We start from the raw sequence: 25,057 nt of genomic DNA, 5'->3' as shown, positions 1-25,057 counted from the left end.
TTAGGAGGAACGTATGCACCTGTTACTTAAACAAAGCGTTGGATTGCTACTTTGTAGCATTGTATCGTCACTCACCAGTGCTGGGCAGTTGGGCGCTAAGTTAAATATTCAACTTGAACTAGAGCCATCCTGCAAGATCAACAATGAGACCGTGAACAACGGAACAAATGGCTTGAATTTTGGACAGCTGGATTTCGGAGAAACCACAGCTGCATTTAATCAGGTGATAGAGACCAGTTTAAGTCAGGGTTCTACATCAGGTTTGACCATTCAATGCCCTGGCAATGCCCCAATAAAAGTTACTTTTGGTGCGGGGCAAAATGACAGCAAGGTTCCAGCACCTTTTGGTGCAAATTATTTTCGTGCAATCAGTAATGGCACAGATTTCCTTGCCTACAACATCTTATATGGAACTGCTCGCGAAGCGTTAAGGCCTAATCAAATCATTACTTTGACCAACAATGGTCAGCCGCAAACGCTTAATCTCATGGGGCAAACTGTTAATAATGGTCGGTCAGTCTCGCTTGGACAATATACCGACACTATTCCAATTACCATTGAATTTTAAAGAACAAAATCATGAAAAAAATAGGTTTAAGTGTTCTGCTGATTTCGATTGTTCAAAGTGGGTTTGCTGTTGATCCTGTAACTTCGGCAAGTTTTAAAGTGCAGGCGACCATTGAAAATGGGTGCAAACTCAGCAATGTCGAACAGTTACTTGATTTTGGTCGTCATCCTGTTGTGGCGCAGGGGCAGTTAAAAGGATCCGTCATCAATACTGCGCAAAGCTGGAATATCCAATGTACTGCACGGCTACCGGTAAAGGTGATGTTGAATGGTGGTGATCACTTTTCAAATAACTTTCGACGGATGAAACATGCCCAGCAGAATGAGTTTGTACCTTATCAGCTTTATCAGGACAGTAGTTTGCAAGGTGAATATGCCAGTGGCAGTACTTACTCACTGACACCAACCACTACTTTGAATACCGTATTGGGTTTTGCAGTTTACGGTGTTGCAGACTTGAATAATAACAATCAACCACGATCAGCAGGCCTTTATAAAGATACGGTCGCAATAACGATTACATGGTGATTCTATGAGCTTAAATAAAATGAAAATATGGTCGGGCAGGACTTTCTCTGCGGCCGCGATATTGATGGTCACTTCACCGGTATTCGCACAGGCCACTTTTTTAATCTGGCCAATCTATCCAAAAATTGAAGAAAACGAAAAAGCCACTGCGGTATGGCTACAAAATACTGGTAACTCTGATGCCATGGTGCAGATTCGGGTATTTAAATGGGATCAGAATAATCAGCAAGATGCTTATGTTGAACAAACCGAGGTTATTCCAAGTCCACCCGTGGCGAAGATCAAGGCAGGTGAAAAGCATATGTTGCGTTTGACCCGCTCGGCTGCTGTACCTGATGCCAAAGAACTTGCCTATCGAATTATTGTCGATGAATTACCCATCAAGGTGAATCCAGAAAATGAAAAAGAAACGTCGACAGTCAGTTTTCAAATGCGTTATTCCATTCCCTTATTTGCCTATGGCAAAGGGCTTGGCAGTGGTTTAACTGAAGTTTCACAAAAAACCAATACGAAAAACCCTTTGGCGAAGCCGATATTAAGTTGGTGGGTCAAGAATAATGAACAGGGCAAACCTGAACTTTATATTAAAAATACTGGTTCAAAATTTTCACGACTTTCGGGAATTAAATTAACCCCGACTTCAGAGCAAATGGCTTTTGGCAAAACTGCCTTTGGTTATGTGTTGGCAAACAGCACAATGAAGTTTGATCTAGACAACAAGTTACTCAACAGCCTAAGTGGTCAAACCAGTTTGTATGGGGTTGACAGTTCAGGGGTGAAACAGGAATTGGTTGAGATTAAGAAAGAAGGAGGGGGGTAAATGGGTTATTTATCAGGGTTACATACCCCTTCTTTTCTATGCAAAAGCCTGACATTGATATTAGTTGCGAATATCCCATTGCTGAGCTGTAACGTGTATGCAAATGGTTTACCCCCGCCACCACGAGATGTTTCAGAAGTGAATAGCTTATTTAAGCTTTATCTGGACTTGGTGATCAATCAATATTCGACACGACAGGTGATCCCCGTCATTGTCAAAGGAGATCATTATTTTATCCAGCAATCAAAACTGGATGAGTTACAGATTAAGCTGCCTGCGGATGCACTGCAGCAACAGTCAGAAAAAAACCTGACTGATCTGGATGTATTTACTTTAGGCTTTTCGGGCAAAGCTTTGGATTGGGTCAGCCTCAATCAGATTCCCGAATTGAAGTATGAGTACAATTCAGCGCAACAGTATTTTAGTCTAGATCTTCCTGCCAGCTGGATGCCAGTGCAGATACGCGGCTTGGATTCTTGGTATCAACCTGAAACAGCGCAGTCGGGTATCGGTTTATTAAATAACTATGACTTTTATACTTACCGCCCAGAGAATGGTGGCTATAGCAGTACACTCTTTACAGAACAACGCTTTTTCTCCCCTTATGGCGTACTGAGAAATTCAGGGGTTTATAGCAAGACTGATTTTAAATCTGAGGGGATTGCAAACGACTCAAATCAAGATAATGATGGCTACCGTCGCTATGACACCACTTGGCAATATGATGACCCAGTCAGGGTACTTTCATTTTTAGCGGGTGATGTAATTACGGGAAGTAAAAACGCATGGGGAAGTTCAGTGCGTTTAGGTGGATTACAGTTGCAACGTAATTTTGGTACCCGTCCAGATTTGATTACCTATCCTTTACCTCAGTTTAAAGGACAAGCGGCTTTACCGAGTACTGTAGATTTGTTGATTAATGGGCAGAAAGCCAATTCAACTGATGTGCAATCTGGTCCTTTTATTCTAAATAATGTTCCGTTTATCAATGGTAAAGGCGAGGCGGTGATTGTCACCACAGACAGTGTTGGTCGTCAGGTGGCAACCTCAGTGCCGTTTTATATTTCGAATACTTTGCTTAAACCGGGGTTATTGGATTATTCCGTGTCTATGGGACAAATCCGTGAAGACTATGGGATTAAGAACTTTGAATATGGCAAATTTGCCAGTTCAGCGGATGCGCGTTACGGGATTAACGATTGGCTCACGGCTGAAGGACGGGTTGAACTCTCCGATTCAATTCAGTTGGCTGGACTAGGTTCAGTGCTTAAGCTGAATCGGTTTGGGGTATTAAGTGGTTCGGCAACCCAAAGCTGGGCCGATGGAGAGCTTAATCAGTTAAATAATAACTTGAACGGAAATAAAAACCTCAAGGGAAATCAATACACGCTAGGTTATAGCTATAACCAACAACGCTTTGGATTTAGTCTCAATCATACCCAACGCGATCAGGATTATTATGATCTTTCGCGCTTGCAATATACAGATTTGATTTCAGCCAACAGTCATAAAAGTTTGGTTGCCAATACTTATTTTGCCACAGAAAAGTCGGGTACTTTTGGGGTGGCCTATATCCGAACCAAGAGCCGAGACATTGAAAATAAACTGATGAACCTGTCTTGGGCACCGGTATTACCGTCCTATCTGCGTGGTGCGACAGTGTCGTTAAGTGCCAATCGGGATTTTGTAGAAAAAGAGTGGAGTGCTGCATTTCAGTTATCGGTTCCATTTTCCAAGAGCAGATCCACAGCCAATCTAGGTTATAGCCAACAATCCAGTGGTGATTATGGTTATATCAACTATAACCGTAGTGTGCCATTGGACGGTGGCGTTGGTGTTGATTTAACTCGACGCTTTAATGAAAACAGCGATGATTTTAATCAAGCGCGCGTGAGCTACCGTAACCAATATTTTAATACCGATGTCGGCATGTCGGGTAGCCATGATTACAACTATTGGTTTGGACTTTCCGGCTCAGTGGTGTTGATGTCAGGCAATGTCTTTGCTGCCAATCGATTGGGCGAGTCGTTTGCTTTGATTGATACCAACAAAGTTGCAGATGTACCCGTACATTATGAAAACAGTTTGGTAGGGCGGAGTAACGCCAAGGGCTATGTTTTTGTACCATCGGTGACCCCGTATTACGCGGCTAAATACAGTATTAACCCGATCGATTTACCTTCCAACTTTAATGCAACCCAAGTTGAAAATCGGATTGCGGCAAAACGAGGTTCAGGTGTGGTGATTGGCTTCCCAATCAAACAGTCTTATGCGGCGAATGTGTATTTAGTGCAAAGCAATGGGCAAGCGATTCCTGTGGGTGCTGTGGTACATCGTGCGGATCAAGAATCGAGTTATGTAGGGATGGACGGGATTGCTTATCTTGAAGATCTGAGTGCAGAAAATACCATTCGGGTGCAACTGCCAGATCAAAGCATATGTGAAGCAAACTTTTCGTTGGATTTAAAACAAGCGCAACAACAGATTGCTGTGATTAAGTCAGTTGTTTGTCGTGAGGTGGCTAAACCATGATTACTTTAAAAAAAATAATACCCGCAGGTCTATTATTCTCTGGATTAATATTGATTACTGCTCAGAGCTATGCGGATTGTAGTGTTAACTCAAGTGGCAATGTGTCCATTGGTAAGGTTCCTTCCATTACTCTGGCAGAAAATGGAGTTCAATCTTCACAATTCAGTGCAGGTTTATCCTGCGGTGGATTTAGTTTGGCTTTAGCGAATATGACTTATTTGAAATATCGAGTCGATCAGATGCCGGCAAACTATATCAATAGTGTCACTGGTGAACGTCTTACTGTGAATTATTTGGATACCAATAGTAATCCAATTAATGTGGGGCAAGAAAGGGATTTGAGTAGCTTTACAATTATCAATTTCTTTACAGGACCTAATGGTTCATTACCATTTTATGCCAAAATTAATCCTGGACAAACGGTATCACCTGGGATCTACCGATCTGAAACACCATTTAAAGTCAAATGGTATTATTCTGTACCTGCAATTGCTGTGATTGGGATTGGATTCTTTTTTGAAAGTCCAGGTTTTAAACGTCCGGGGATATTTTCAGATCTCAATTGGGGCAGTGGTAGTGACGCTTCATTAAATTTAAGTATTGAAGTTTTACCCGATTGCCGGATTGCGACCAATGATGTGAATTTTGGAACAGCTGCTTTTGCATCGGAATTTCAACCAGTGAAAACCTCGATGGGAATACGTTGTTCTGTTAAGACACCTTATAAAGTGAGCTTGAATGATGGTCTCTACCCACAAAATGGCAATCAACGTGCAATGAAGTCAGAAACAGGTAATAACTATATGAGTTATGAAATTTATAAAAACTCAACCACAGAACGCTGGGGAAGAAATAACGAGCAGTGGTTGAGTGATGTTGCGACTACAAATCCTGGTATTTATGATGGCAATACTCAGCAGGGTTATGCCTTCACAACAAAAATTCTGGATACAAATTCACTGAGTCTGCCTGCTGGTAAATATAGTGATACTGTAACTGTACAGGTCGAATTTTAAGAGATACTCACAATAACATCATGATTTTTTATCATGATGTTAATTATAAAAAAGAATACATATAATTAAATTATTAATTTACACTATTAAAAATACCTAAGCTATATTCTTTTATTTATTTAAGTGGTTTTTTATATTAAATTCCAGTGAAGTAAATAATTATTTTTTTGAAAAAATTTCTTACATCATATTATTTATTTTGTCGCTAATTTCTTGTATTTGTTTGTTAAATAATTTTTTTGTATTTCGTGTGCTTAAATTAATCATGCTATTTTTTTATAATGATTCTGATTTTATGTTTTTAAATCATTAATAGTGTTTAAAACACTAATATAATTTTCAACAGATGTTTTTTTTATTAGTATAAGATTATAATAATTGTTTTAATTATAAGAGGGTTATTTGTTGTGCGAGTCTATGCATATTTTAGAGTGGATGATTTGTCTATAAAAGACAGTAATTATGTCTCCTATATTTCAAACGCTGGTTATGAAATACCAAATAAGCGTGTGATTTTTGAAGAGGTTGAAGCAGGTATATCATTAAAATATAGAAATAAATTTATTAATTTAGTGAATTATGCGATGGAAAGTGGTGATTTATTGTTAATCAATGGCATTGATTCATTAGGTGGTAACTTTAACGAAGTAGCTTCAAGTGTAAACTTGATTTTTAAAAAAAAAATTCGATTAATCTGTTTAGATTTTTCTAAAAATGAAATTGTGGGAGATCTTAAAAAATTATTTATGCATTTTTTAAAGTTATGTTCTGATTTTGAAGAGAAATCCAGTTTTTCTAAAAAGAGCATTATGAATAAAGCAAAAAAGCGTGTTGGTCGTCCCGAGATTTTAACTGATAAGCAAAAGAAAGAAGCTTTGGATAAGTTTAAAAAAGGCCATACTGTTTATTCAATTGCTAAGCATTACTCAGTTACTCGAACAGTCATTCAACGCTTAATTTTAAAATCTTCTGACGTCATCAATAGTGATGAAAAGTAAATGAGGAGTATAAAACTTCAAAAAAATCATATAAATAGATTTGCGATTGCGCAGAAAAGATCTGATTTCAACAAAACAATTATTGTCCAATTGGTTTATGTGTTGCGACAAGTAAATCCCAAAAAAGCAAAAAATTTGATGAGTCATTATAGTATTGAAATAAAGTCGATAAATGGTTTGATCAACTATAGGATTCAAGGGATTAAACATGAGGGAAAAACGATTATCTTTTTATATGGTTCTGATTTATATTTTTTGGATCTAAATAAGTCATTATTTGAACGTGAATATTGATTTATTTGTAGTGCGATAAAGTATATGGTTATAGTTGATTTGTTTGTTGCCTAAAAATAAAATTTAAGATGTTTTTTTGATATCATATTTGTTTGTTTATTATTAATGTGTTTTAAATTTTATTTTAAATAAATCAATTTTTAATTATTTTTTATAATGTGAGGGTTTGATTTTATAAATATTTAAATATTTAAATATTATTGTTGAGTTGTTGTATGTTTTGTTTTTTAAAATTAAATATTTCTTATTTAATGGTGCATAGGAGGAGGGTGGGTTATTTGTATTTTGAATTTGATGAATTGTATTTAAAGGATTGAAATATTTATTGGATTTAAAATATTTTTATTAAAATAATATTTGTATGTGATTTAGAAAGTTACAAACTCAATTTAAAATTTAAATGTCAAAACATTTGGGAAGTATCCAAAATAGGGTTGAATACTTCCCAACATAGTCAGCCGTTTTATCAATAAACAGTCTAAATTTGAACCATCTTAATTTGAATAGTCCTAATTTAAAGTTGGCATTGAAAATTGTTTGTTTTCTCGGATGTTGGCAGAAGGCCAGCGTTGAGTAATGGTTTTTCGACGTGTATAAAAACGTACACCATCTGGACCATACGCATACAAATCACCAAAGAGTGAACGTTTCCAACCACCAAAACTATGATAAGCGACAGGTACAGGCAAAGGAACATTGATACCCACCATACCTACTTTAATATGATCAGAAAAATAACGTGCTGCTTCTCCATCACGGGTATAGATGCATGTTCCATTACCATACTCGTGGTTATCAATCAGATCCATGGCTTGTTGCATGGTCTCTACCCGCATAATTTGTAAGACTGGGCCAAAAATTTCCTGTTGGTAGCTGTGCATATTCGGGGTAACTTGATCAATTAAAGTGGGTCCCACAAAAAAGCCATTTTGAAAATCGTCAACGCTTGCTTGTCTGCCATCCACAACGATTTTTGCACCTTGTTGCTCTGCACTGTCAATAAAACCAATCACTTTGGCTTTATGTTCAGCCGTAATCACAGGCCCAAAATCATTATTTTTATCGGCAAAATGTCCGAATTTTAATTTACTGATTTCATTTTGAAGTTTAGCAATGACGGTATCCGCAATTTCGTCACCGACTGCAACCGCAACCGAAAGCGCCATACACCGTTCACCTGAGGAACCAAAAGCAGCACCAAGGAGGGAATTCACTACATTATCAACATCTGCATCGGGCATGATAATAGCGTGATTTTTTGCCCCACCTAAAGCTTGACAACGTTTGCCCGCAGCTGTTGCCGTTTTATAAATATATTCAGCAATTGGGGTTGAGCCTACAAAACTAACCGCTTGGATGCGTTGATCATTTAAAAGTGTATCTACTGCAACTTTATCGCCATTCACCAGATTAAAGACACCATCGGGAAGTCCAGCTTCTTTAAGTAATTGAGCAATATATAATGTTGAAGATGGATCACGCTCAGAAGGTTTTAGAATAAAGCAGTTGCCACAGACAATTGCCATTGGGAACATCCAAAGTGGCACCATCACAGGGAAGTTAAATGGGGTAATCCCTGCAACGACACCTAAAGGTTGAAATTCACTCCAAGAGTCAATATTCGGCCCAACATTTTTGGAGAATTCACCTTTTAAAAATTCAGGTGCACCGCAAGCATATTCAACATTTTCAATCCCGCGCTGTAATTCCCCAGCTGCATCATGGCAAATCTTGCCATGCTCTAAACCAATCAGCTCACAGATTTTATCGGCATTTTTTTCAAGCAACTCTTTAAACTTAAACATGACTCGCGCACGTTTGATCACTGGGGTATCACGCCATGCAGGAAAGGCATTTTCTGCTGCTGCTATTGCATCAAGTACGGTTTTTTTGCTGGCAATAGCCACTGCAGAATTTGATTCACCTGTTGCTGGATTAAATACTTTTTGGCTACGACTTGCTTCCGTTGAAAGCTGTCCATTAATAAAATGTCCGATTGTATTCATTGAGATCTCCTGATTTATTTTGGTTAAAAAATTAACACCATAATTGCTGATAAAGTTTTACGATTTCTTCTTTGGTTGGAAGACGAGGGTTATTACTTGGTGAGCCTGAAGCAAGTGCTTGTTCTGCCATAGTATTTACAACTTCGTCAAAATATTGCTTATCTGCTCCAAAAGCTTCTAAAGTTGGCACTTGAAGGGATGTATTAATGTCTTTTAATGCTTCAATTAACTTGGCATTGGCAGATTCAATAGAATCATTTTGCTGCGCTGCCCCCATGGCCTTGGCACAGTTCGCATATTTTTCAGGTTCAGCTGGAATTGAATATTCAATAATCATGGGCAATAACATGGCATTCGATAAACCATGCGGGACATGGAAAAACGCGCCAATAGGCCGACTCATGCCATGAACTAAGGCAACAGATGCATTATTAAAAGCCACACCAGCCAATGTTGAACCCAGCATCAATGCTTCTCGGGCAGCTTCATCATTTGGATCAAAATAGACTTTTTTAAGGTTTGGGCCAATTAAGCGCATGGCTTCCAATGCTTGAGTATCGCTATATAGATTGGCTTTTTTGCTGGTATAGGCTTCAATCGCATGGGTTAAAGCATCTATACCCGTATCTGCTGTGGTACGGGCAGGTAAACTCAACGTTAGTTCATAATCCACAATCGCAGCAATGGGCATAAAGCCAGCACCGACACAGAGCATTTTTTCATTACTTTCATCATCAGTAATGATCGTGAATTTGGTTGCTTCAGAACCTGTGCCTGCTGTTGTTGGAACGGCAATAATTGGTAAGCCCTGTTCATTGACTTGTCTAGGGAACTTATAATCTCGGATTTTTCCACCATAGCGACCTAAGATGCCAATGGCTTTTGCACTGTCAATTGGACTGCCACCACCCACAGCGATAATTGAATCATATCGATGTGCTTGAATAAACTGAACCCCAGCTTCAATAGAACTTGAGGTGGGTTCTGGAATGGTTTGGTCAAAAAAGTCTGCTTCAATATTTTCATGTTTAAGAATCTTTTGAATATCGGCGATATAGCCTAACTTGACCATCATTTGATCAGTGATGATCAGTGGTTTATTACAGCCTAAGCTTTTTAAAATGTGCGGAATTTTCTGTCGGGCATTTTTTCCGACTTCAAGAAATCTGGGCAACAAAATCGTATGTGACATAAGCGAACTCCATTTTAGTTTCATTCCATTTACATGCATTTTGTATTTAAAAAAAGACCAAGTTGCATGCTGTAAATTAGCTTTATAATATTTGTATATTGATATGTATCGTATCAATATAAAATTATATGTAAACAGGTTTTTTATGAATTTTATTTAAATAAAATTATTTAGTGATAAATAACAGTATTTTAGTCTATTTTTCAAAGTGAAAAAGAATTTTGTCTAGATTCATCATTAAAAATTAGCTATACATATATAACGATACATTATGTATCAATATAATTAAATAAATGGAGTTTAGAATGATAGGACTATTTGGAATAGTAGTGTCCTTGGTATTGCTCATGTATTTAGCTTACAAAGGTTTTAGTGTCATTATTTTGGCGCCTGTACTCGCATTGTTTGCGGTCATTTGGAGTGGAATGACGCATGAATTATTAGGATTTTATTCGCAAGTATTTATGAGTGGTCTGGGTGGGTACATCATTAAATATTTTCCACTTTTTCTTTTAGGCGCTGTCTTTGGCAAACTCATGGATGACAGTGGATCAGCTCGAACAATCGCAATTTTTTTTGTTGAACGCTTAGGGCATCATCGCGCGATGTTATCGATTGTGATTTCCTGTGCAATCTTAACCTATGGTGGTGTTTCGCTTTTTGTGGTGGGCTTTGCTGTATTTCCAATTGCTTCGGCATTATTTAAAGAACTGGGTATTCCTAAACGACTCATTCCTGCGGCAATCATGCTGGGTGCATTAACCTTTACAATGACCGCATTGCCTGGTACGCCTGCGATTCAAAACGCAATTCCAATGCCATATTTTAAAACAGACCTATATGCTGCGCCTGTGCTTGGCATCATTGCCTCGATTTTTATGTTAATCACGGGGATGTGGTGGCTGAATAGAAGAGTTGAACATTCGATAAAACAAGGTGAAGGTTATGGCAATCATATTGAACATCATAAAGAAATTTTAACCCACTCAGATCCTAGTTTACTGATTGCAATGATCCCGATTGTATTGGTGATTTTATCGAATTTAATATTATCTAAAGTGATTTTTCCAAATATGGATACTTCATATTTGGCCACGGCTCAATTTGGTCACACCAGTCTAAATTCTGTGATTGGTTTATGGTCGATCATTACAGCATTGGTGATCGCATGTATTGCCATTATTGTGCTCAATTGGAAACGGATTAACGATATTCGAGACAGTATTCAAAATGGTGTTTCTTCTTCATTTTTACCTATTTTTAATACTGCCTCAGAAGTCGGATATGGGTCAGTTATTGCATCTTTAGCTGGTTTTGTTATTTTAAAAGATTTTTTAGTTGGCTTAGCGCCGAGTAATCCGCTAGTTTCAGAAGCAATTTTGGTTAATGTACTGGCTGGGATTACAGGTTCTGCGTCTGGAGGTTTGAGTATTGCATTGAATACGATGGGTGAAACCTATATGAATCTAGCACATGAATTTGGCATTTCACCTGAATTAATGCACAGAGTAGCCTCTATGGCTTCAGGTTCTTTAGATTCTCTTCCACATAACGGCGCTGTAATTACCATTATTGCACTTTGTGGTCTCACGCATAAACAGTCTTATTACGATATGTTTGTGGTTGCAGTTATTTTTCCACTACTTGCGTTGATTGGAGTGATTACACTTGGAACATATTTTGGATCATTTTAAGACTTGAGTTTTTAAAGCTAGAGACTTGGGTATTCTAAGTCGCTAGCTTTTATTATTTAATCGATTGAATTTTTTATATAGATGTTTAAATCATTGGCTGCATCTCTTAATGCATCTTGATAGCTGATTAAGTCATCTAAGGATTTTCGAATACTTGGCGCATGGGTATATAAGCAGGCAATGATTTCACCATTGGGGTGGAGTATAGGCACTGAACAGGCCACCATCCCTGCGATAAACTCTTCATTATCGGTGCCTAAATTTGTCACGCCAATACGCTGAATTTCAGATTCCAGCAAATTAAGATCTGTAATGGTGTTTTTGGTGTACTGGGTGATTGGAATATTTTTTAGAATATTTTTCCTTTTTTCTGCGGATAAATGGCTTAAAAAAAGTTTGCCACTTGATGTACACCAGACAGGCACTGTTGAACCGACGGGTAAATATACCTGTAATGGCCAGTTCGTCTGTATACGATCCACATACAGCATATGATTATCTTGTAGGATTGCTATACCACAGGTTTCGCCAATCTTATTTGACAGTTTTTCTAAAATAGAAAACCGTTCAATTCTAAATTTTTCATTTTCCCAAACATTAAATAGTAATTGTTTGACTCTTCCACCCACCAACAAGCCACCATGTAAATCTACTTTGACATAACCTTCTTTTTCTAATAGTTGGATGAGTCGATGAATACTGGGTTTTGGGATATCAAGTGCTAAAGAGAGATCAAGTGGGGAAGGGGGATGTTTTGCTTCACCAATGGCTTCTAAAATTTCAAGTACTCGTGTGATTGATGAACCTTTATTTCGTTTTGTATCTTGTGTCATAAAATTTTCCAAAAGACCCTGCTTCATTCATACCCACTTGAGCTTATGGATATTATCATTTGAATGTTATAGATATGAAATTTTTATCTGCCATACTTTACCCTAATCATGGTTTTATCAGTATGCGAAATTTTATACCTATCATGAATGAGAAGAGAACAATCAGCAATAATCAACTATCTATCGAGCTAAAAAATTGTGGTATTAAAGGCTTATTTGATTCAATAAGCCTTTAAAATACTAACGTGATTTATTCCAACTCAAAATTTTAAATAATCCAAACATCACAATAATCCAGATTGGAATCAAAATGACCGATTCTTTAAAGTTTTGCACCCACATGATATATAGGATCATACTGATAAAAACTAAAACAATATAATTACTTACGGGTGAAAACAATGAGGGGAATTTTACCCTTGTCCCTTCCAGCTTTTTAGCACGTTTAAATTTTAAATGGGTAAAACTAATCAGTGCCCAGTTTAAAACCAAAGCAGCAACGGCCAAATACATCAGATGACTTAGAGCTTCTTCAGGCACAAAATAATTCAGTAACACGCATCCAAAAATCAGGATAGAAGAGAAGATCACCGCAGTGATTGGTACACCTTGTTTGCTGACTTTTGCAAACATCTTCGGTGCATTGCCTTGTACTGCAAGCCCATACAGCATACGACTATTGGCATACATACCACTGTTATATACCGAAAGTGCGGCAGTTAGAATAATAAAATTGAGTAAATGTGCTGCCCAACCTAAGCCCAGTTGGCTGAAAATCATTACAAAGGGACTTTTATCTAAACCGCCAAGATCAAGTTGATTCCATGGAATTAAGGACATGATGATGGCAAGAGAAGCCACATAAAAAACCAAAATACGGAAAATCACGCGATTGACTGCTTGTGGTATGCTTTTTTCAGGGTTTTCTGCTTCGGCAGCCGTCATCCCAATCAATTCAATGCCGCCAAATGCAAACATTAAAAAGGCCAGCATATAAAATAACCCTGAAAAACCATGTGGGAAAAATCCGCCATGTTGCCAGAGGTTTGCTACAGTTGCAGTTGAATCAGCACCTGCTGTGAGTAAAAGATATAAACCAAATACAATCATCGAAATCACAGCAACAACTTTGATAATGGCTAACCAAAATTCTGATTCACCATAAAACTTAACATTGCCCAGATTAAAACCAGTCACGATGACAAAGAAAAATAAAGCGGAGACCCAAGCGGGGATATGCGGCCACCAATAATGCACATATTTAGCCACCGCTGTAAGTTCAGTCATGGCGACTAAAATATACATTACCCAGTAATTCCAGCCTGATAAAAAACCAGGAAATTTTCCCCAATATTTTTGTGAAAAATAACTGAATGAACCTGCAACAGGTTCTTCTACAATCATTTCACCCATTTGGCGCATGATTAAAAAGGCAATCAAACCGACAATGGCATAGCCTAAAATAATCGAAGGGCCAGCAGATTGGATGACTTGTGCAGAACCTAAAAATAATCCTGTACCCACAGCGCCACCCATAGCGATCAATTGGATATGACGATTTTTAAGTCCACGTTTTAATTGGGAAGATGAGCGATTCAAAATATGCTGTGCTGAATAAAAGAAGCCATTGTAATAGATTGGCTATAGATAACCTAGTTTGAAAACGATGTTGTTGAGGCAATTTTATAAGATATTGAACACTGGAATATTAGAACGCTTCCATCTATTAAAATATGGTCATGTTGAGTGAATCATATTGTTATTGAAAGAGCCTTCTCCCAGTGGGAGAAGGGACTTTCAATAGCAAAATGATTCACGCCATATAATCATATTTTGCTTTATGAAAGATCTATTGATTTTATGGAATGTGATGTGATGAGCATATAGTTTGATGATGAGTCGCTATACTCAACAACCTTATTAAGACATTACAAGAGTGAGACATTCGACTTCTTTCTTCAGTCCTTTTTAAGATTATAAATCAACATAAAAGCCCCTCATCCTAACCTTCTCCCAGCGGGAGAAGGGACTTTCAATACCCATATGATTTACGCCATATAATCATATTTTGCTTTATGAAAGGTCTATTGATTTTATGGAATATGATGAGCATATAGTTTGATGATGAATCGCTATACTCAACAACCTTATTAAGACATTACAAGAGTGAGGCATTCGGCTTCTTTCATCAATCCTTTTTAAGACTATAAATCAACATAAAAGCCCCTCATCCTAGCCTTCTCCCAGCGAGAGAAGGGACTTTCAATAGCAAAATGATTTACGCCACATCATCATTTTTTGATTTATGGAAGATCTATTGTTTACGCAAATTAAATTTAAACTTTTCACTGTAATAAGTGGCTGTGCAAACTCCTATTATCAGATGAAGTAACTTATCTGCAATAGAATTACTTAAGCTGATCTAAATTGATTAAAGCATTGCCAAAATAATTAAATGCATCCAGTGCACCTTGAATAACCTCATCTTTCTGGCTAGGGCTGAGTTCGGCTTGATCTAAAGCTTGCACAAATCGTTTCCAAACCTTTGCTCGACCTTCAGGGTAAGCTGCCAAATTGCGCGCACCATTTTCAGCGCTTAAGCCTAAGCGTTGCTGCGCTTGTTTAAATAAAAATGCCGCGCCTAAAGTTGATCCTTCTGAAACGTAAATCCAGCCTAAAGCAGCAGGGAACGTTACATTTAAACTTTCTAAGGTTTGACCTTGAGGTTGAATGCCTAAATCTTGTAGATCTAACAGTGCCTGTGCAGAACGACCACGGATATCAAGGTCAGTAATATGTAAAGCCACTTGATCCTGTTGAAATAAATGTTCGATTTCGAGTTGAAAATAATACTGTGACAGGGCGAATAAGGCATATTTTTCTACACTAGAAAATACGTCTGCCTTTGCCATCAGTGTATGCATTCTTTCATGCTCATCTGCGGTCTGTAATTTGAGACGCATGGCTAAACTAAGTTCTTGTTGCGCATTGGCATTGGGTTCAGTGATCAGTGCTTGATTCATGTAATTCTCTGATTAAAAAAGTCTATGAAAAAATGGGTTATATGAGAGATGACGAATGAACTGGATAAAAACCGCAACAGCACCTACAAAAAAGTTCTTTAGGAATAGCATTTACAAATCACAAAATGTAAACGATAATTATTATTGTTTAGAAATTTTAATTTAATTCTATGATCCCAATTCTCCCCACACCATCGCGGCAACAAATACTGCAAGAGATGTATTTGGATCACCATGATTGGCTGAAACAATGGCTCAACTCGCGTGTTAGATATCCTTTTACTGCCGCAGATCTGGTTCAAGACACTTTTGTTAAATTGCTGCAAACTAAACAGCTTTTTTCAATTCAGGAACCGCGTGCATATCTGGTTAATGTCGCAAAACATGTGCTGATTGATAAGCATCGTCGCTATATTTTAGAGCAGAATTATTTAGAAACACTCAAACAGCATGCAGATGATCAAGATCTTTTAATCACTTCAAATCAAATTGAAGAGGCTGTAGTTATTTTAGATTTTCTCACCATCGCTTTACAGGATACAACAGCACTGACTCGAAAAGCATTTATCATGTATTACTTTGAAGGCTATAGTCAGAGTGAAATTGCCACTGAGATTGGTAAATCATTACGCACGACTCAGCTCTATTTAGCTGAATGTTTACAGTTATGTTATGAGGCGAAAAACAATTTGCTTGAGCTAGGGCTAGATGGACGCTAAACAGTTACAGAAAGAGATGGCTTTATGGATTGTTCGTTTAAATACCGATGATTTGCATGAGCGTCAACAAGCGCAAATTGAGTTTGAAGCGTGGCGAAGCAAGTATCCTGAACATCATGATCAACTCGATCAAATGCTTAATTTTTCTGAAACAATGCAGCAGTTTTCGACAACGCATGGCATATCCAGCCAAAACGTTCGCAACTCAATGAAAGTCAGCCAGCAAAGTAAAAAACATATTTTACAACTGTTTAGCAAAGTCTTGCTGTTTTGTGTGAGTATCGGCGGTGTTGTTTATTTCGCTGCGAATTCAACAATGATGTCTTACTACACGGCTGATTATAAAACTGAGATTGGGCAAATGCATTCGATCACCTTGGAAGATGGTTCCAAAGTGACTTTAGCTGCAAAATCTGCCATTAAACTTGATTTTACTGCTGAAAAAAGACAAATCAATTTAGTCCAAGGGGATATTTATATTGATGTTGCCAAAGACCCACAACGACCTCTGATCGTTCATACAGCCCAAGCGGATTTTAAAGCGCTCGGTACACGATTTATAGTTTATCAATACGCCAATAGCAGTGTGTTGAATATGTTGCATTCAAAGGTTGAAACCCGTTCATTGGCTCAAAATTCTCAAGTAAAAGTAGTCAAGCAAGGCGAAAAAATTAGCGCTGATTCACTTGGTTTAAGTCCGATTTCTGAGTTAGATATTGCATCGACCGAGTTTGCTTGGGATAAACATCAGATCTTGGCAGATCAACTTCCTTTAGCTGATTTACTGACCAACTTAGGGCGTTATCATCATCAATATTTAATATTTAATCATTCGACCTTAAAAGATTATAAAGTCAGTGGTGTGATTAATGCCAAGCAGGATTTAGATCAAACGCTACGATTGTTGGTCACTCAATATCCAATTAAAATAACCAAGCTTGGCGATCATGTGATTTATATTACTTCAAAATAACAAAAATGTTATTTTGGTTGAGTTTAATATCTTATTAAATGTAGTTTATTTATGTTTGGTCACATTTTTATATGCTGAAAATACTGTTTAAAACTAAAATAATGACTTAAAATTTACCATTTGATTAATTTATGATATTGAATTTTAATAATAAAAATTATGCATGATTTTATGTAATGTACTTGTATGATAAAAAGTCAACTTAGAAACTATTGTGGTGTAGATGTATTTTTGTCAGCATAAGGTTTTATTTTAAATTAACTGAAATTTAAAATAAATAGTGAGTGGTTAAATTTTTAAATCAGCATAGGCTTAAAATAAGCAGAAACATAGTTTAACTATATTTAATTGCGTTTATTTATATTGAGATTTTCGTCCCTATAATGTGAATAAGATTATATTTATCGCATGTTTTGATTCAAACTTTATAAAGGGGTAATTCAATGCAGAAACTGAGTTTAGCGACATTGAGTACTTTGGCTTTCACTTTGGCAAGCACAAATGTATTTGCAGTAGATGGAACCATTACGGTTAATGGTGTGGTAACGGATCAAACATGTACCTTACAAGCTAGTGGTAATGGTAGTGAATATGCAACGGGCTTGAAGGATATAACAGTTGACATGGGCGCTTGGCCTAAATCATGGTTTACGCCTACAAATCAAAGTTCATGGTGGTTTATCATTAATTTGTACATAAAAAATGCTGACGGTACTGCTAACTGTGATGCAGCAACAATTGGAGCCCTTAAAGGGATACATCTCAGTGCGATTTCGCCAGATCACTTGGATACAGCCGATAAAACTTTATTAGTGAATCAAGCCAGTGGTGCCTCTAGTACAAATCCTATTTTTATTCGATTTCGAACGATGGCTTATGAACACGTGGATTTTTCTGAACCTTGGGGGAGGCAGGCGAAAAGTGGAAGAGTTTTTATGGTTGGAACTGATGCAATGTATCTAGAATACTATGTAGCATTTGTTTCCAAAACTGGAGTTGTCGATGCTCAAAATGTAAATGCGAAGATCAATTATACGATCCACTATAATTAATTTTTTGTGTTGGTTTTAGTAGAGAAACATAGGTTAGCTGATGATTGAGCAATTGAAAAATAATTAAAACTTTATGAAAGGGTAATTCAATGAAGAAACTGACTTTAGCAACATTGAGTACTTTGGCTTTAACTGTAGCGTCTACCAACGTATTTGCTGTAGATGGAACTATTACAGTGAAGGGCGCTGTGACGGATCAAACCTGTACATTACAAGGTGATGGTCGTTTTGGAAGTAGTGGCTTGAAAGATATAACAATTAATATTCGTGCTCTGCCTAAATCTTGGTTTCTTTCAAATCAAGGGCAATGGATCCAAGTCTTTAATCTGTTTTTAAAAAATGCTGAGGGTACAGCTAACTGTGATGCTGCAACAGGTAAAGCCTTTAAAGGGATTCATCTCAGTGTAACTTCACCAGCAACTAATCTAGATGCAACCGATAAAACTTTATTGGTGAATCAAGCCGAAGGTGCTTCTGCAACAAATCCTATTTTTATTCAACTTTTAACTGTATCTAGTAGTGGTTTTGTGCCAGTAGATCTTTCTGCACCTTGGGGGGACCAGGCGACGAGTCCAATCCTTGGTGATGGTACGGATGAGAATATTATATACGTATATTATCAGGCAAAGATGTTTTCTAAGACTGGAATTGTCGATGCTCAAACTGTGCAGGCAACTGTCAATTATACCATGCACTATAATTAATTTTTTGTGTTGGTTTTAGTAGAGAAACATAGCTTAGCTGATGATTCAGCAAGTTAAAAATAATTAAAACTTTATGGGTGTAATCCAATGAAGAAACTGACTTTAGCAACATTGAGTACTTTGGCTTTCACTTTGCCATGCACAAATGTATTTGCTGTAGATGGAACCCTTACGGTTAATGGTGTGGTGACGGATCAGACCTGTGTATTGTTAGCAAAAGGTTTTGGGGGTGGTCAGGCCAGTGGTGTTAAAGATATAACAATTAATTTTCCTGCTATGCCTAAATCTTGGTTTGTTATTCCAAATCAATGGCAAGGGATCGAAAACTTTAAGCTGTATTTAAGAAATGCTACGGATACAGGTCCTTGTGATGCTGCAACAACTAAAGCCTTTAAAGGGATCCATCTCAGTGTAACCTCACCAGATCACTTGGATGCAACCGATAAAACTTTATTGGTGAATCAAGCCGAAGGTGCTTCTGCGACAAATCCTGTTTTTATGCAAATTATAGCTGTACCTGGTGGTACTATAGTGCCAGTAGATTTTTCTGCACCTTGGGGGGGGCAGGCAAAAAGTTCCATCGTTGATGAGGGTGGTAATAATATATCCCTACACTATTTTGCAACGGTTCTTACTAAGACTGGGGTTGTAGATGCTCAGAATTACACTGCAAAGATAAATTATACCATCCACTATAATTAAATTTTTGTGTTGGTTTTAGTAGAGAAACATAGGTTAGCTGATAATTCCGCAACTGAAAAATAATTAAAACTTTATGGAGTTAATCCAATGAAGAAACTGACTTTAGCAACATTGAGTACTTTGGCTTTCACTTTGGCGTCTACCAACGTATTTGCTGTAGATGGAACCATTACCGTTAATGGTGTGGTGACGGATCAAACCTGTACATTACAAAGTGATGGTCGTTTTGAAAGTAGTGGCTTGAAAGATATAACGGTTAATTTACGTGCTTTGCCTAAATCGATCTTTAAGCCTGAAGTTACAATGACTTGGGGCGTGGATTTATACTTAAAAAATGCTACGGGTACAGGTCCTTGTGATGCTGCAACAACTCAAGCCTTTAAAGGGATCCATCTCAGTGTAACCTCACCAGATCACTTGGATGCAACCGATAAAACCATATTGGTGAATCAAGCCACTGGCGCAGGTGGTGCTTCTGCAGCAAATCCTGTTTTTATGCGATTTATAACTGATGATTTTAGGCCTGTAGATTTTTCTGCATCTTGGGAATCTCAGGCGAAAAGTTTACCTCGTAATAATGGTGGTAATATATTCGTACAATATTTGGCAGCGGTTTTCTCCAAGACTGGGGTTGTAGATGCTCAAAATTACACGGCAAAGATAAATTATACCATCCACTATAATTAAATTTTTGTGTTGGTTTTAGTAGAGAAACATAGGTTAGCTGATAATTCCGCAACTGAAAAATAATTAAAACTTTATGGGTGTAATCCAATGAAGAAACTGACTTTAGCAACATTGAGTACTTTGGCTTTCACTTTGCCATGCACAAATGTATTTGCTGTAGATGGAACCCTTACGGTTAATGGTGTGGTGACGGATCAAACATGTACCTTACGAGCAGAAGAAAATAGCATTCTAAGTGGTTTAAAAAATCTAACCGTTAGCTTACCCACGCTACCTAAATCAACCTTTACACCGTCAAATCGAGAGCCATTTATTATGGGCTTTAATATCTATTTAAGAGATGCGACGGGTTCAGACTTCTGCGACATAGCAACAAGAAGAGCATTTAGAGGTATACATCTTAGTGCGATTTCGCCAGATCACTTGGATGCAGAGGATAAAACTTTATTGGTCAACACCTCGGGCGCTTCTGTTGCAAATCCTGTTTTTATTCAATTTTATACGGTGGATTCAGTGCCTGTGGATTTTTCTGCGTCTTGGGCAGATCAGGCAAAAAGTACAGTTCAGCATCTTAGTAATCATACATTTGTATATTACCGTGTACAATATGCTTCCAAAACAGGAATTGTAGATGCTCAAAATGTAAATGCGAAGATCAATTATACATTGCACTATAATTAAATTTTTTGGTGTTGGTTTTAGTTGTGAAGCATAGGATAAGTTTACTGATGCTTCAGTAATGTAAAAATAATTAAAACTTTATAAAAGGTATATTCAATGCAGAAACTGACTTTAGCAACATTGAGTATTTTGGCTTTAGCTTTGGCATGTACAAACGCATTTGCGCTAGATGGAACCATTACGGTTAATGGTGTTATCACTGATGGGACATGTACATTAGGTGGTTTTGCAACTGGCGTAAAAGATATCACAGTAAACTTGGGTGCTATAAGTCAATCGGAGTTTACGCCTACACATCCAAAGCCAGAGAGGTATATCGGCGTTACTTTATCTTTAGTGAATGCTACGGGTACTGCTGACTGTGATGCAGTAACAAGTAAAGCGTTTAAAGGGATCCATCTCAGTGCGATTTCGCCAGATCACTTGGATACAGCCGATAAGACTTTATTAGTGAATCAAGCCAGTGGTGCTTCTGCGAAAAATCCTGTTTTTACTCAAATGTTCGCTGTTAATTTTGATGGTACTAACATAGTGGATTTTTCTGCCCCTTGGGGAACTCAAGCGAAAAGCCAAATTTATACTCAGGGTCCCGTCGGAGCATCCATAGCTTATGATGTGAAGTACGCTTCAAAGACTGGAATTGTCGATGCTCAGAATTACACTGCAAAGATCAATTATACATTGCACTATAATTAACTTTGGGTATGTAGATTTTAGCTGTTAAGCATAGGTTTGTTGAAGTGCTCTTTTTATATTTTACTGAGATTTAAATGAATAATTCTTTCAAGCGGTCGAGTATTTCCGTTATTAAACTCAATACAAGCATTTGCCATAGAATCAGGACTTATTGTGTTCCAGTCTATTTTGTAGCCGAGGTGATGCAATAAATTATGGATAAAAACCCTTTGAGTTCTCCCATTACCTTCACGGAAAGGGTGAATATTGTTTAACTGACCAAGTATAAAGCCAATATAAACTGCCAAATTAGAATCAGACATAGAACTCAGTGATTCATATTGAGTATTTAGTTCAGTGAACAGGTCTTGGAGCTGATCATAAATGTCGTCATGGTGACAAAATTGAGTTTGTCCCTTACAGATGTCAACTTTACGAACTTCACCAGCCCATGGATAAATTTCACTGAAAATACAACGATGGATAGAGGTATAGTAAGTTAGGTCCACAGGGAAAACAAAATAAGCATCATCAATGAGTTTTTTAATGGTTATGACAGTGAATTTATTTTCAATTAAATTTAGTTCCGACGTCGATTGAATACCATATGAATTTATGAGAACCCCATTTTCATATACATATGGATCACAACTGGCATCATAACCTACGGCATAATAATGATCGTCTAGTTTACTGCGATCACTCATTTATACTTACTTTCGAAGACCGATTTTGTATCGCAAATGCTAGTTGAGAGACTTCTTGAATAGCTTGTTCATATGAAATTAAGCCAGACTCTATACGCTGTAATCTATTTAGATCATCGCTATCAACATGAAGATTATCGACAGCCATAATTCCAATCACACTTTGACTATTGTTACTAAGAGCAACGACTTGGGAATGTTCTACACACTGATCAGCGACATCAGTGGATGTTGCGCTACGTGAATCTTGATTACGCACAAATGACATAATTGGCATTCTCAAAGCTCTCCGTCCAAATGTTGTATAAAATATATGCAGCATTATATCACGCACTGTATTTTTCGGTCAATTATTTAGAAATGCAAGGATTTTATAACTTTTTGTTTTTTATTGAGTATTTTGGGTTTTTTACTATTTAAAGTCAGGAGGTGTATGTTGAATATAAAAGGTATTGTTATATTGTATATCAAATATACTATCATATTTAGCATATAGTATGAGGTCTTAGATATGAGTGTACTCACTTTTATTCATGGTGCGACTGTTTCTGCGACCGATGTTCGTAAGTCATGGAGCAAAATTGTTCAAAGTGTCAAAGAAAACCATAAACCTGTTTTCGTTTGCACGAACAATAAGCCCGAAGCCGTTGTACTGAGTTTTGAAGAATTTCAAAACATGCAGGAAATCGTTGAAGCAGCTCGACGTGAAATGCTTGGACAACAGATGGTTGGTGATCTTTTGGATATTGCTGAGCTAACAGGTCGTCCTATCAAACATATGCGTTTAAATGCAAGCGGTGTGTTTGAGGAAGCAGAAGGGCAATAAACATGGCTGTTGGTGATATCTATCGGATTTTCGCTAGATTTGACTTAGATTCGCTTGAAGGGAAAGAACGATATACGGTTGAAATTGGTAAAACTCATTTCACTGTTGTAGTTTTGGATTCGATTACACGTCAGTACGAGGGCAAATCAGATTTTATTAAGTTGCACTACTATCCGATTCGAGATTGGAGACAGGCGGGTTTAAAAAAGGCATCTTATATTGATATTAGTAGCACAATCAGCTTTGATCTTCGGGAAATATTAAAAAGTGGAAAATATACGGGTCAGTTAAGTTTCACTGATATTGAAGAGTTGGCTAAGTTCATTCAAACCTACAAAAAACGCTTGGAAGCGTATAATAAAGCTAACGCTAAAGAAAACCCTTAGCAATAAAAAGCGTACTATTACGGTTTTTTTGTTTTGTCACTTGGCTTGTTGTATAAGTCTTTTTTAAAAGCATAGATCAATATAAAAATCCCTTTCATCTTCACTTTCTTGCAAATAGAGATAGCACTTTGAATAGCAATATGATTTTCGCCACACGATCATTTTTTGATTGATGAAAGAAATCGATTGAATATCATTTTATAAAAATCATAAGTGCTTTAATGAATATTCAGTCAATGATGTTGATGGGTAACACTTTGGATGGGTATAGAAGATCTTAATAAGGAAGCTGGATGATGAGGTCATTTATATGATTGCAAAATCATAAAACATATTATTTCAGTCAGGTTAAATCTATAATGAGAAAAATGCTTTTATTGATGTTTAGTCATATTTTGATATGTTGTAAATGGTGTTTAAAATTCAAATAAAAATAAATTTTTGATCATTTGTTTTATTTATGGTTATGAATTATAAAAATAAAATTTATACATGATTTTTTGTAATGAATTTGCATGATAAAAAGTAAACTTAAAAATATTGTGATATGGGGATATTTTTGTCAGCATGAAGTTTTATTTTAAATTGTTGGAAATTTAAAATAAAAATAAATATTAAAATAAGCTCTGGTTTGAAATAAGCGGAGTTTTAAAGTGAACAGCAACAGCGTTTATATATTTAGATCTATCTATTTTCGTTGAAATTACCATGTCTCCTAATGTGAATCACAGCAGCGTTAAATTATCGCATTTATTAAAGCTTTATAAGGCTGATTCAATGAATAAACTGACTTTACCTACATTCAGCACTTTGCTTTTAACGTTGGTATGTACAAACGTATTTGCTGTAGATGGCACCATTAGAGTCAATGGTGTTATCACTGATGGAACATGTATATTACAAGGTAGTAGCGGTGTAAGTGGTAATAAAGATCTAACGGTTACTTTGCCCACTGTACCTAAATCAAAGTTTAATACAATGTCAGTGTACTTTATGATGGAATTAAGAAATGCTGATGATACTGGTGTCTGTGATGCCGCAACAAGTTATGCCTTAAAAGGGATACATCTGAGTGCAATTTCACCAACTGACTTGGATGTAGATGATAAGACTTTATTGGTCAATAAAGCTGCAGATGTATCCATTAAAAATCCTATTTTTATTCAAATAAATACCGATACTGGTGTTGGTTCTGCTAGACAGGTAGATTTTTCTGCACCTTGGGGAACACAGGCAAAAAGCATTGTTTTTCATTTTGGTCTTCGTACATCCGTTACTTACTATGTAAATTACGCTGCTAAGAATTGGATTGTCGATGCTCAAAATGTGCAAGCAAAGATAAATTATACATTGCACTATAATTAAATTTGCTTCTGTTGTTTTTAGCTGAGAAGCATGCGTTTACTGAAGATTGAGCAATTTTAAATGATTAAAGCATTATA

Annotated in this window: 24 protein-coding genes; 18 read left to right on the top strand and 6 right to left on the bottom strand. The window is 36.9% G+C overall.

Annotated features, from left to right (window positions below):
- The first annotated feature begins 13 nt into the window (after window positions 1-13).
- The 6 genes from MTO68_RS15930 (at window position 14) to MTO68_RS15905 (ending at window position 6,461) form a co-directional block, all read left to right on the top strand.
- Entirely contained in the window at window positions 14-568 is a 555-nt protein-coding gene (locus MTO68_RS15930) for a spore coat protein U domain-containing protein (RefSeq protein WP_166782167.1), read from the top strand.
- An 11-nt stretch (window positions 569-579) separates the two neighbouring features.
- Window positions 580-1,095, top strand: coding sequence for a spore coat U domain-containing protein (locus MTO68_RS15925; RefSeq protein ID WP_096734691.1), 516 nt, complete (start codon window positions 580-582; stop codon window positions 1,093-1,095).
- A 19-nt stretch (window positions 1,096-1,114) separates the two neighbouring features.
- Window positions 1,115-1,915: a fimbria/pilus periplasmic chaperone gene (locus MTO68_RS15920; protein ID WP_279578610.1), complete on the top strand. Its 801-nt coding sequence runs from the start codon at window positions 1,115-1,117 to the stop codon at window positions 1,913-1,915.
- Window positions 1,916-4,447, top strand: a complete 2,532-nt coding sequence (locus MTO68_RS15915; RefSeq protein WP_244013409.1) for a fimbria/pilus outer membrane usher protein — start codon at window positions 1,916-1,918, stop codon at window positions 4,445-4,447.
- Window positions 4,444-5,463, top strand: coding sequence for a spore coat U domain-containing protein (locus MTO68_RS15910; RefSeq protein WP_244013407.1), 1,020 nt, complete (start codon window positions 4,444-4,446; stop codon window positions 5,461-5,463). The genes MTO68_RS15915 and MTO68_RS15910 overlap by 4 nt, the downstream gene beginning before the upstream one ends.
- A 407-nt stretch (window positions 5,464-5,870) precedes the next feature.
- Complete coding sequence (locus tag MTO68_RS15905) at window positions 5,871-6,461, top strand: recombinase family protein (RefSeq protein ID WP_004822918.1); 591 nt, start codon at window positions 5,871-5,873, stop codon at window positions 6,459-6,461.
- Between the two features lie 803 nt (window positions 6,462-7,264).
- Here MTO68_RS15905 and MTO68_RS15900 read toward each other — a convergent pair.
- Entirely contained in the window at window positions 7,265-8,761 is a 1,497-nt protein-coding gene (locus tag MTO68_RS15900) for a CoA-acylating methylmalonate-semialdehyde dehydrogenase (protein ID WP_244013406.1), read from the bottom strand.
- A 31-nt stretch (window positions 8,762-8,792) separates the two neighbouring features.
- Window positions 8,793-9,953, bottom strand: coding sequence for an iron-containing alcohol dehydrogenase (locus MTO68_RS15895; protein ID WP_244013404.1), 1,161 nt, complete (start codon window positions 9,951-9,953; stop codon window positions 8,793-8,795).
- Between the two features lie 305 nt (window positions 9,954-10,258).
- Between MTO68_RS15895 and MTO68_RS15890 the strand changes: the two genes are divergently transcribed.
- Entirely contained in the window at window positions 10,259-11,647 is a 1,389-nt protein-coding gene (locus MTO68_RS15890; protein WP_244013402.1) for a GntP family permease, read from the top strand.
- A gap of 56 nt (window positions 11,648-11,703) precedes the next feature.
- On the opposite strand, the gene MTO68_RS15885 is transcribed toward MTO68_RS15890, so the two are convergent.
- From MTO68_RS15885 to MTO68_RS15875, 3 genes are all read right to left on the bottom strand, one after another.
- Window positions 11,704-12,480, bottom strand: a complete 777-nt coding sequence (locus tag MTO68_RS15885; protein WP_004724755.1) for an IclR family transcriptional regulator — start codon at window positions 12,478-12,480, stop codon at window positions 11,704-11,706.
- A 240-nt stretch (window positions 12,481-12,720) separates the two neighbouring features.
- Window positions 12,721-14,079 carry an amino acid permease gene (locus MTO68_RS15880; RefSeq protein ID WP_081407405.1) on the bottom strand — a complete coding sequence of 453 codons (1,359 nt, stop codon included), beginning with the start codon at window positions 14,077-14,079 and terminating at the stop codon, window positions 12,721-12,723.
- Between the two features lie 809 nt (window positions 14,080-14,888).
- Entirely contained in the window at window positions 14,889-15,503 is a 615-nt protein-coding gene (locus MTO68_RS15875; protein ID WP_244013400.1) for a biliverdin-producing heme oxygenase, read from the bottom strand.
- A gap of 170 nt (window positions 15,504-15,673) precedes the next feature.
- Between MTO68_RS15875 and MTO68_RS15870 the strand changes: the two genes are divergently transcribed.
- From MTO68_RS15870 to MTO68_RS15835, 8 genes are all read left to right on the top strand, one after another.
- Window positions 15,674-16,222, top strand: a complete 549-nt coding sequence (locus MTO68_RS15870) for a sigma-70 family RNA polymerase sigma factor (RefSeq protein ID WP_244013399.1) — start codon at window positions 15,674-15,676, stop codon at window positions 16,220-16,222.
- The gene (locus MTO68_RS15865; RefSeq protein ID WP_244013397.1) at window positions 16,212-17,195 is read left to right on the top strand and encodes a FecR domain-containing protein; all 984 of its coding nucleotides are present in this window, start codon (window positions 16,212-16,214) and stop codon (window positions 17,193-17,195) included. Before MTO68_RS15870 ends, MTO68_RS15865 begins: the two co-directional genes overlap by 11 nt.
- 443 nt (window positions 17,196-17,638) lie before the next feature.
- Entirely contained in the window at window positions 17,639-18,247 is a 609-nt protein-coding gene (locus MTO68_RS15860) for a type 1 fimbrial protein (protein WP_244013395.1), read from the top strand.
- 89 nt (window positions 18,248-18,336) lie between these two features.
- The gene (locus MTO68_RS15855; protein WP_244013393.1) at window positions 18,337-18,951 is read left to right on the top strand and encodes a type 1 fimbrial protein; all 615 of its coding nucleotides are present in this window, start codon (window positions 18,337-18,339) and stop codon (window positions 18,949-18,951) included.
- A gap of 87 nt (window positions 18,952-19,038) precedes the next feature.
- Window positions 19,039-19,653, top strand: a complete 615-nt coding sequence (locus tag MTO68_RS15850) for a fimbrial protein (protein WP_244013391.1) — start codon at window positions 19,039-19,041, stop codon at window positions 19,651-19,653.
- An 87-nt stretch (window positions 19,654-19,740) separates the two neighbouring features.
- Window positions 19,741-20,340: a type 1 fimbrial protein gene (locus tag MTO68_RS15845; protein ID WP_244013389.1), complete on the top strand. Its 600-nt coding sequence runs from the start codon at window positions 19,741-19,743 to the stop codon at window positions 20,338-20,340.
- An 87-nt stretch (window positions 20,341-20,427) separates the two neighbouring features.
- Window positions 20,428-21,021 carry a fimbrial protein gene (locus MTO68_RS15840; protein ID WP_244013388.1) on the top strand — a complete coding sequence of 198 codons (594 nt, stop codon included), beginning with the start codon at window positions 20,428-20,430 and terminating at the stop codon, window positions 21,019-21,021.
- Window positions 21,022-21,117: 96 nt separating this feature from the next.
- Window positions 21,118-21,717: a type 1 fimbrial protein gene (locus tag MTO68_RS15835; protein WP_244013386.1), complete on the top strand. Its 600-nt coding sequence runs from the start codon at window positions 21,118-21,120 to the stop codon at window positions 21,715-21,717.
- Between the two features lie 53 nt (window positions 21,718-21,770).
- Here the strand turns inward: MTO68_RS15835 and MTO68_RS15830 are convergent, their stop codons facing one another.
- Window positions 21,771-22,403 (bottom strand): Fic family protein, encoded by a 633-nt coding sequence (locus MTO68_RS15830; RefSeq protein ID WP_244013384.1) that lies wholly within the window; start codon window positions 22,401-22,403, stop codon window positions 21,771-21,773.
- 511 nt (window positions 22,404-22,914) lie between these two features.
- Here MTO68_RS15830 and MTO68_RS15825 point away from each other — a divergent pair.
- From MTO68_RS15825 to MTO68_RS15815, 3 genes are all read left to right on the top strand, one after another.
- The gene (locus tag MTO68_RS15825) at window positions 22,915-23,229 is read left to right on the top strand and encodes a type II toxin-antitoxin system Phd/YefM family antitoxin (protein WP_244013382.1); all 315 of its coding nucleotides are present in this window, start codon (window positions 22,915-22,917) and stop codon (window positions 23,227-23,229) included.
- Window positions 23,230-23,231: 2 nt separating this feature from the next.
- Entirely contained in the window at window positions 23,232-23,615 is a 384-nt protein-coding gene (locus tag MTO68_RS15820) for a hypothetical protein (RefSeq protein WP_244013380.1), read from the top strand.
- Between the two features lie 777 nt (window positions 23,616-24,392).
- Entirely contained in the window at window positions 24,393-24,980 is a 588-nt protein-coding gene (locus MTO68_RS15815; RefSeq protein ID WP_244015985.1) for a type 1 fimbrial protein, read from the top strand.
- Window positions 24,981-25,057: the final 77 nt, after the last annotated feature.

The organism is Acinetobacter sp. NyZ410 (genome assembly GCF_022828975.1).
GTDB classification, from domain to species: Bacteria; Pseudomonadota; Gammaproteobacteria; order Pseudomonadales; family Moraxellaceae; genus Acinetobacter; species Acinetobacter guillouiae.
Note: the sequence above shows the minus strand (reverse complement) of the source record. Positions and strands in the feature narration are given on the sequence as shown.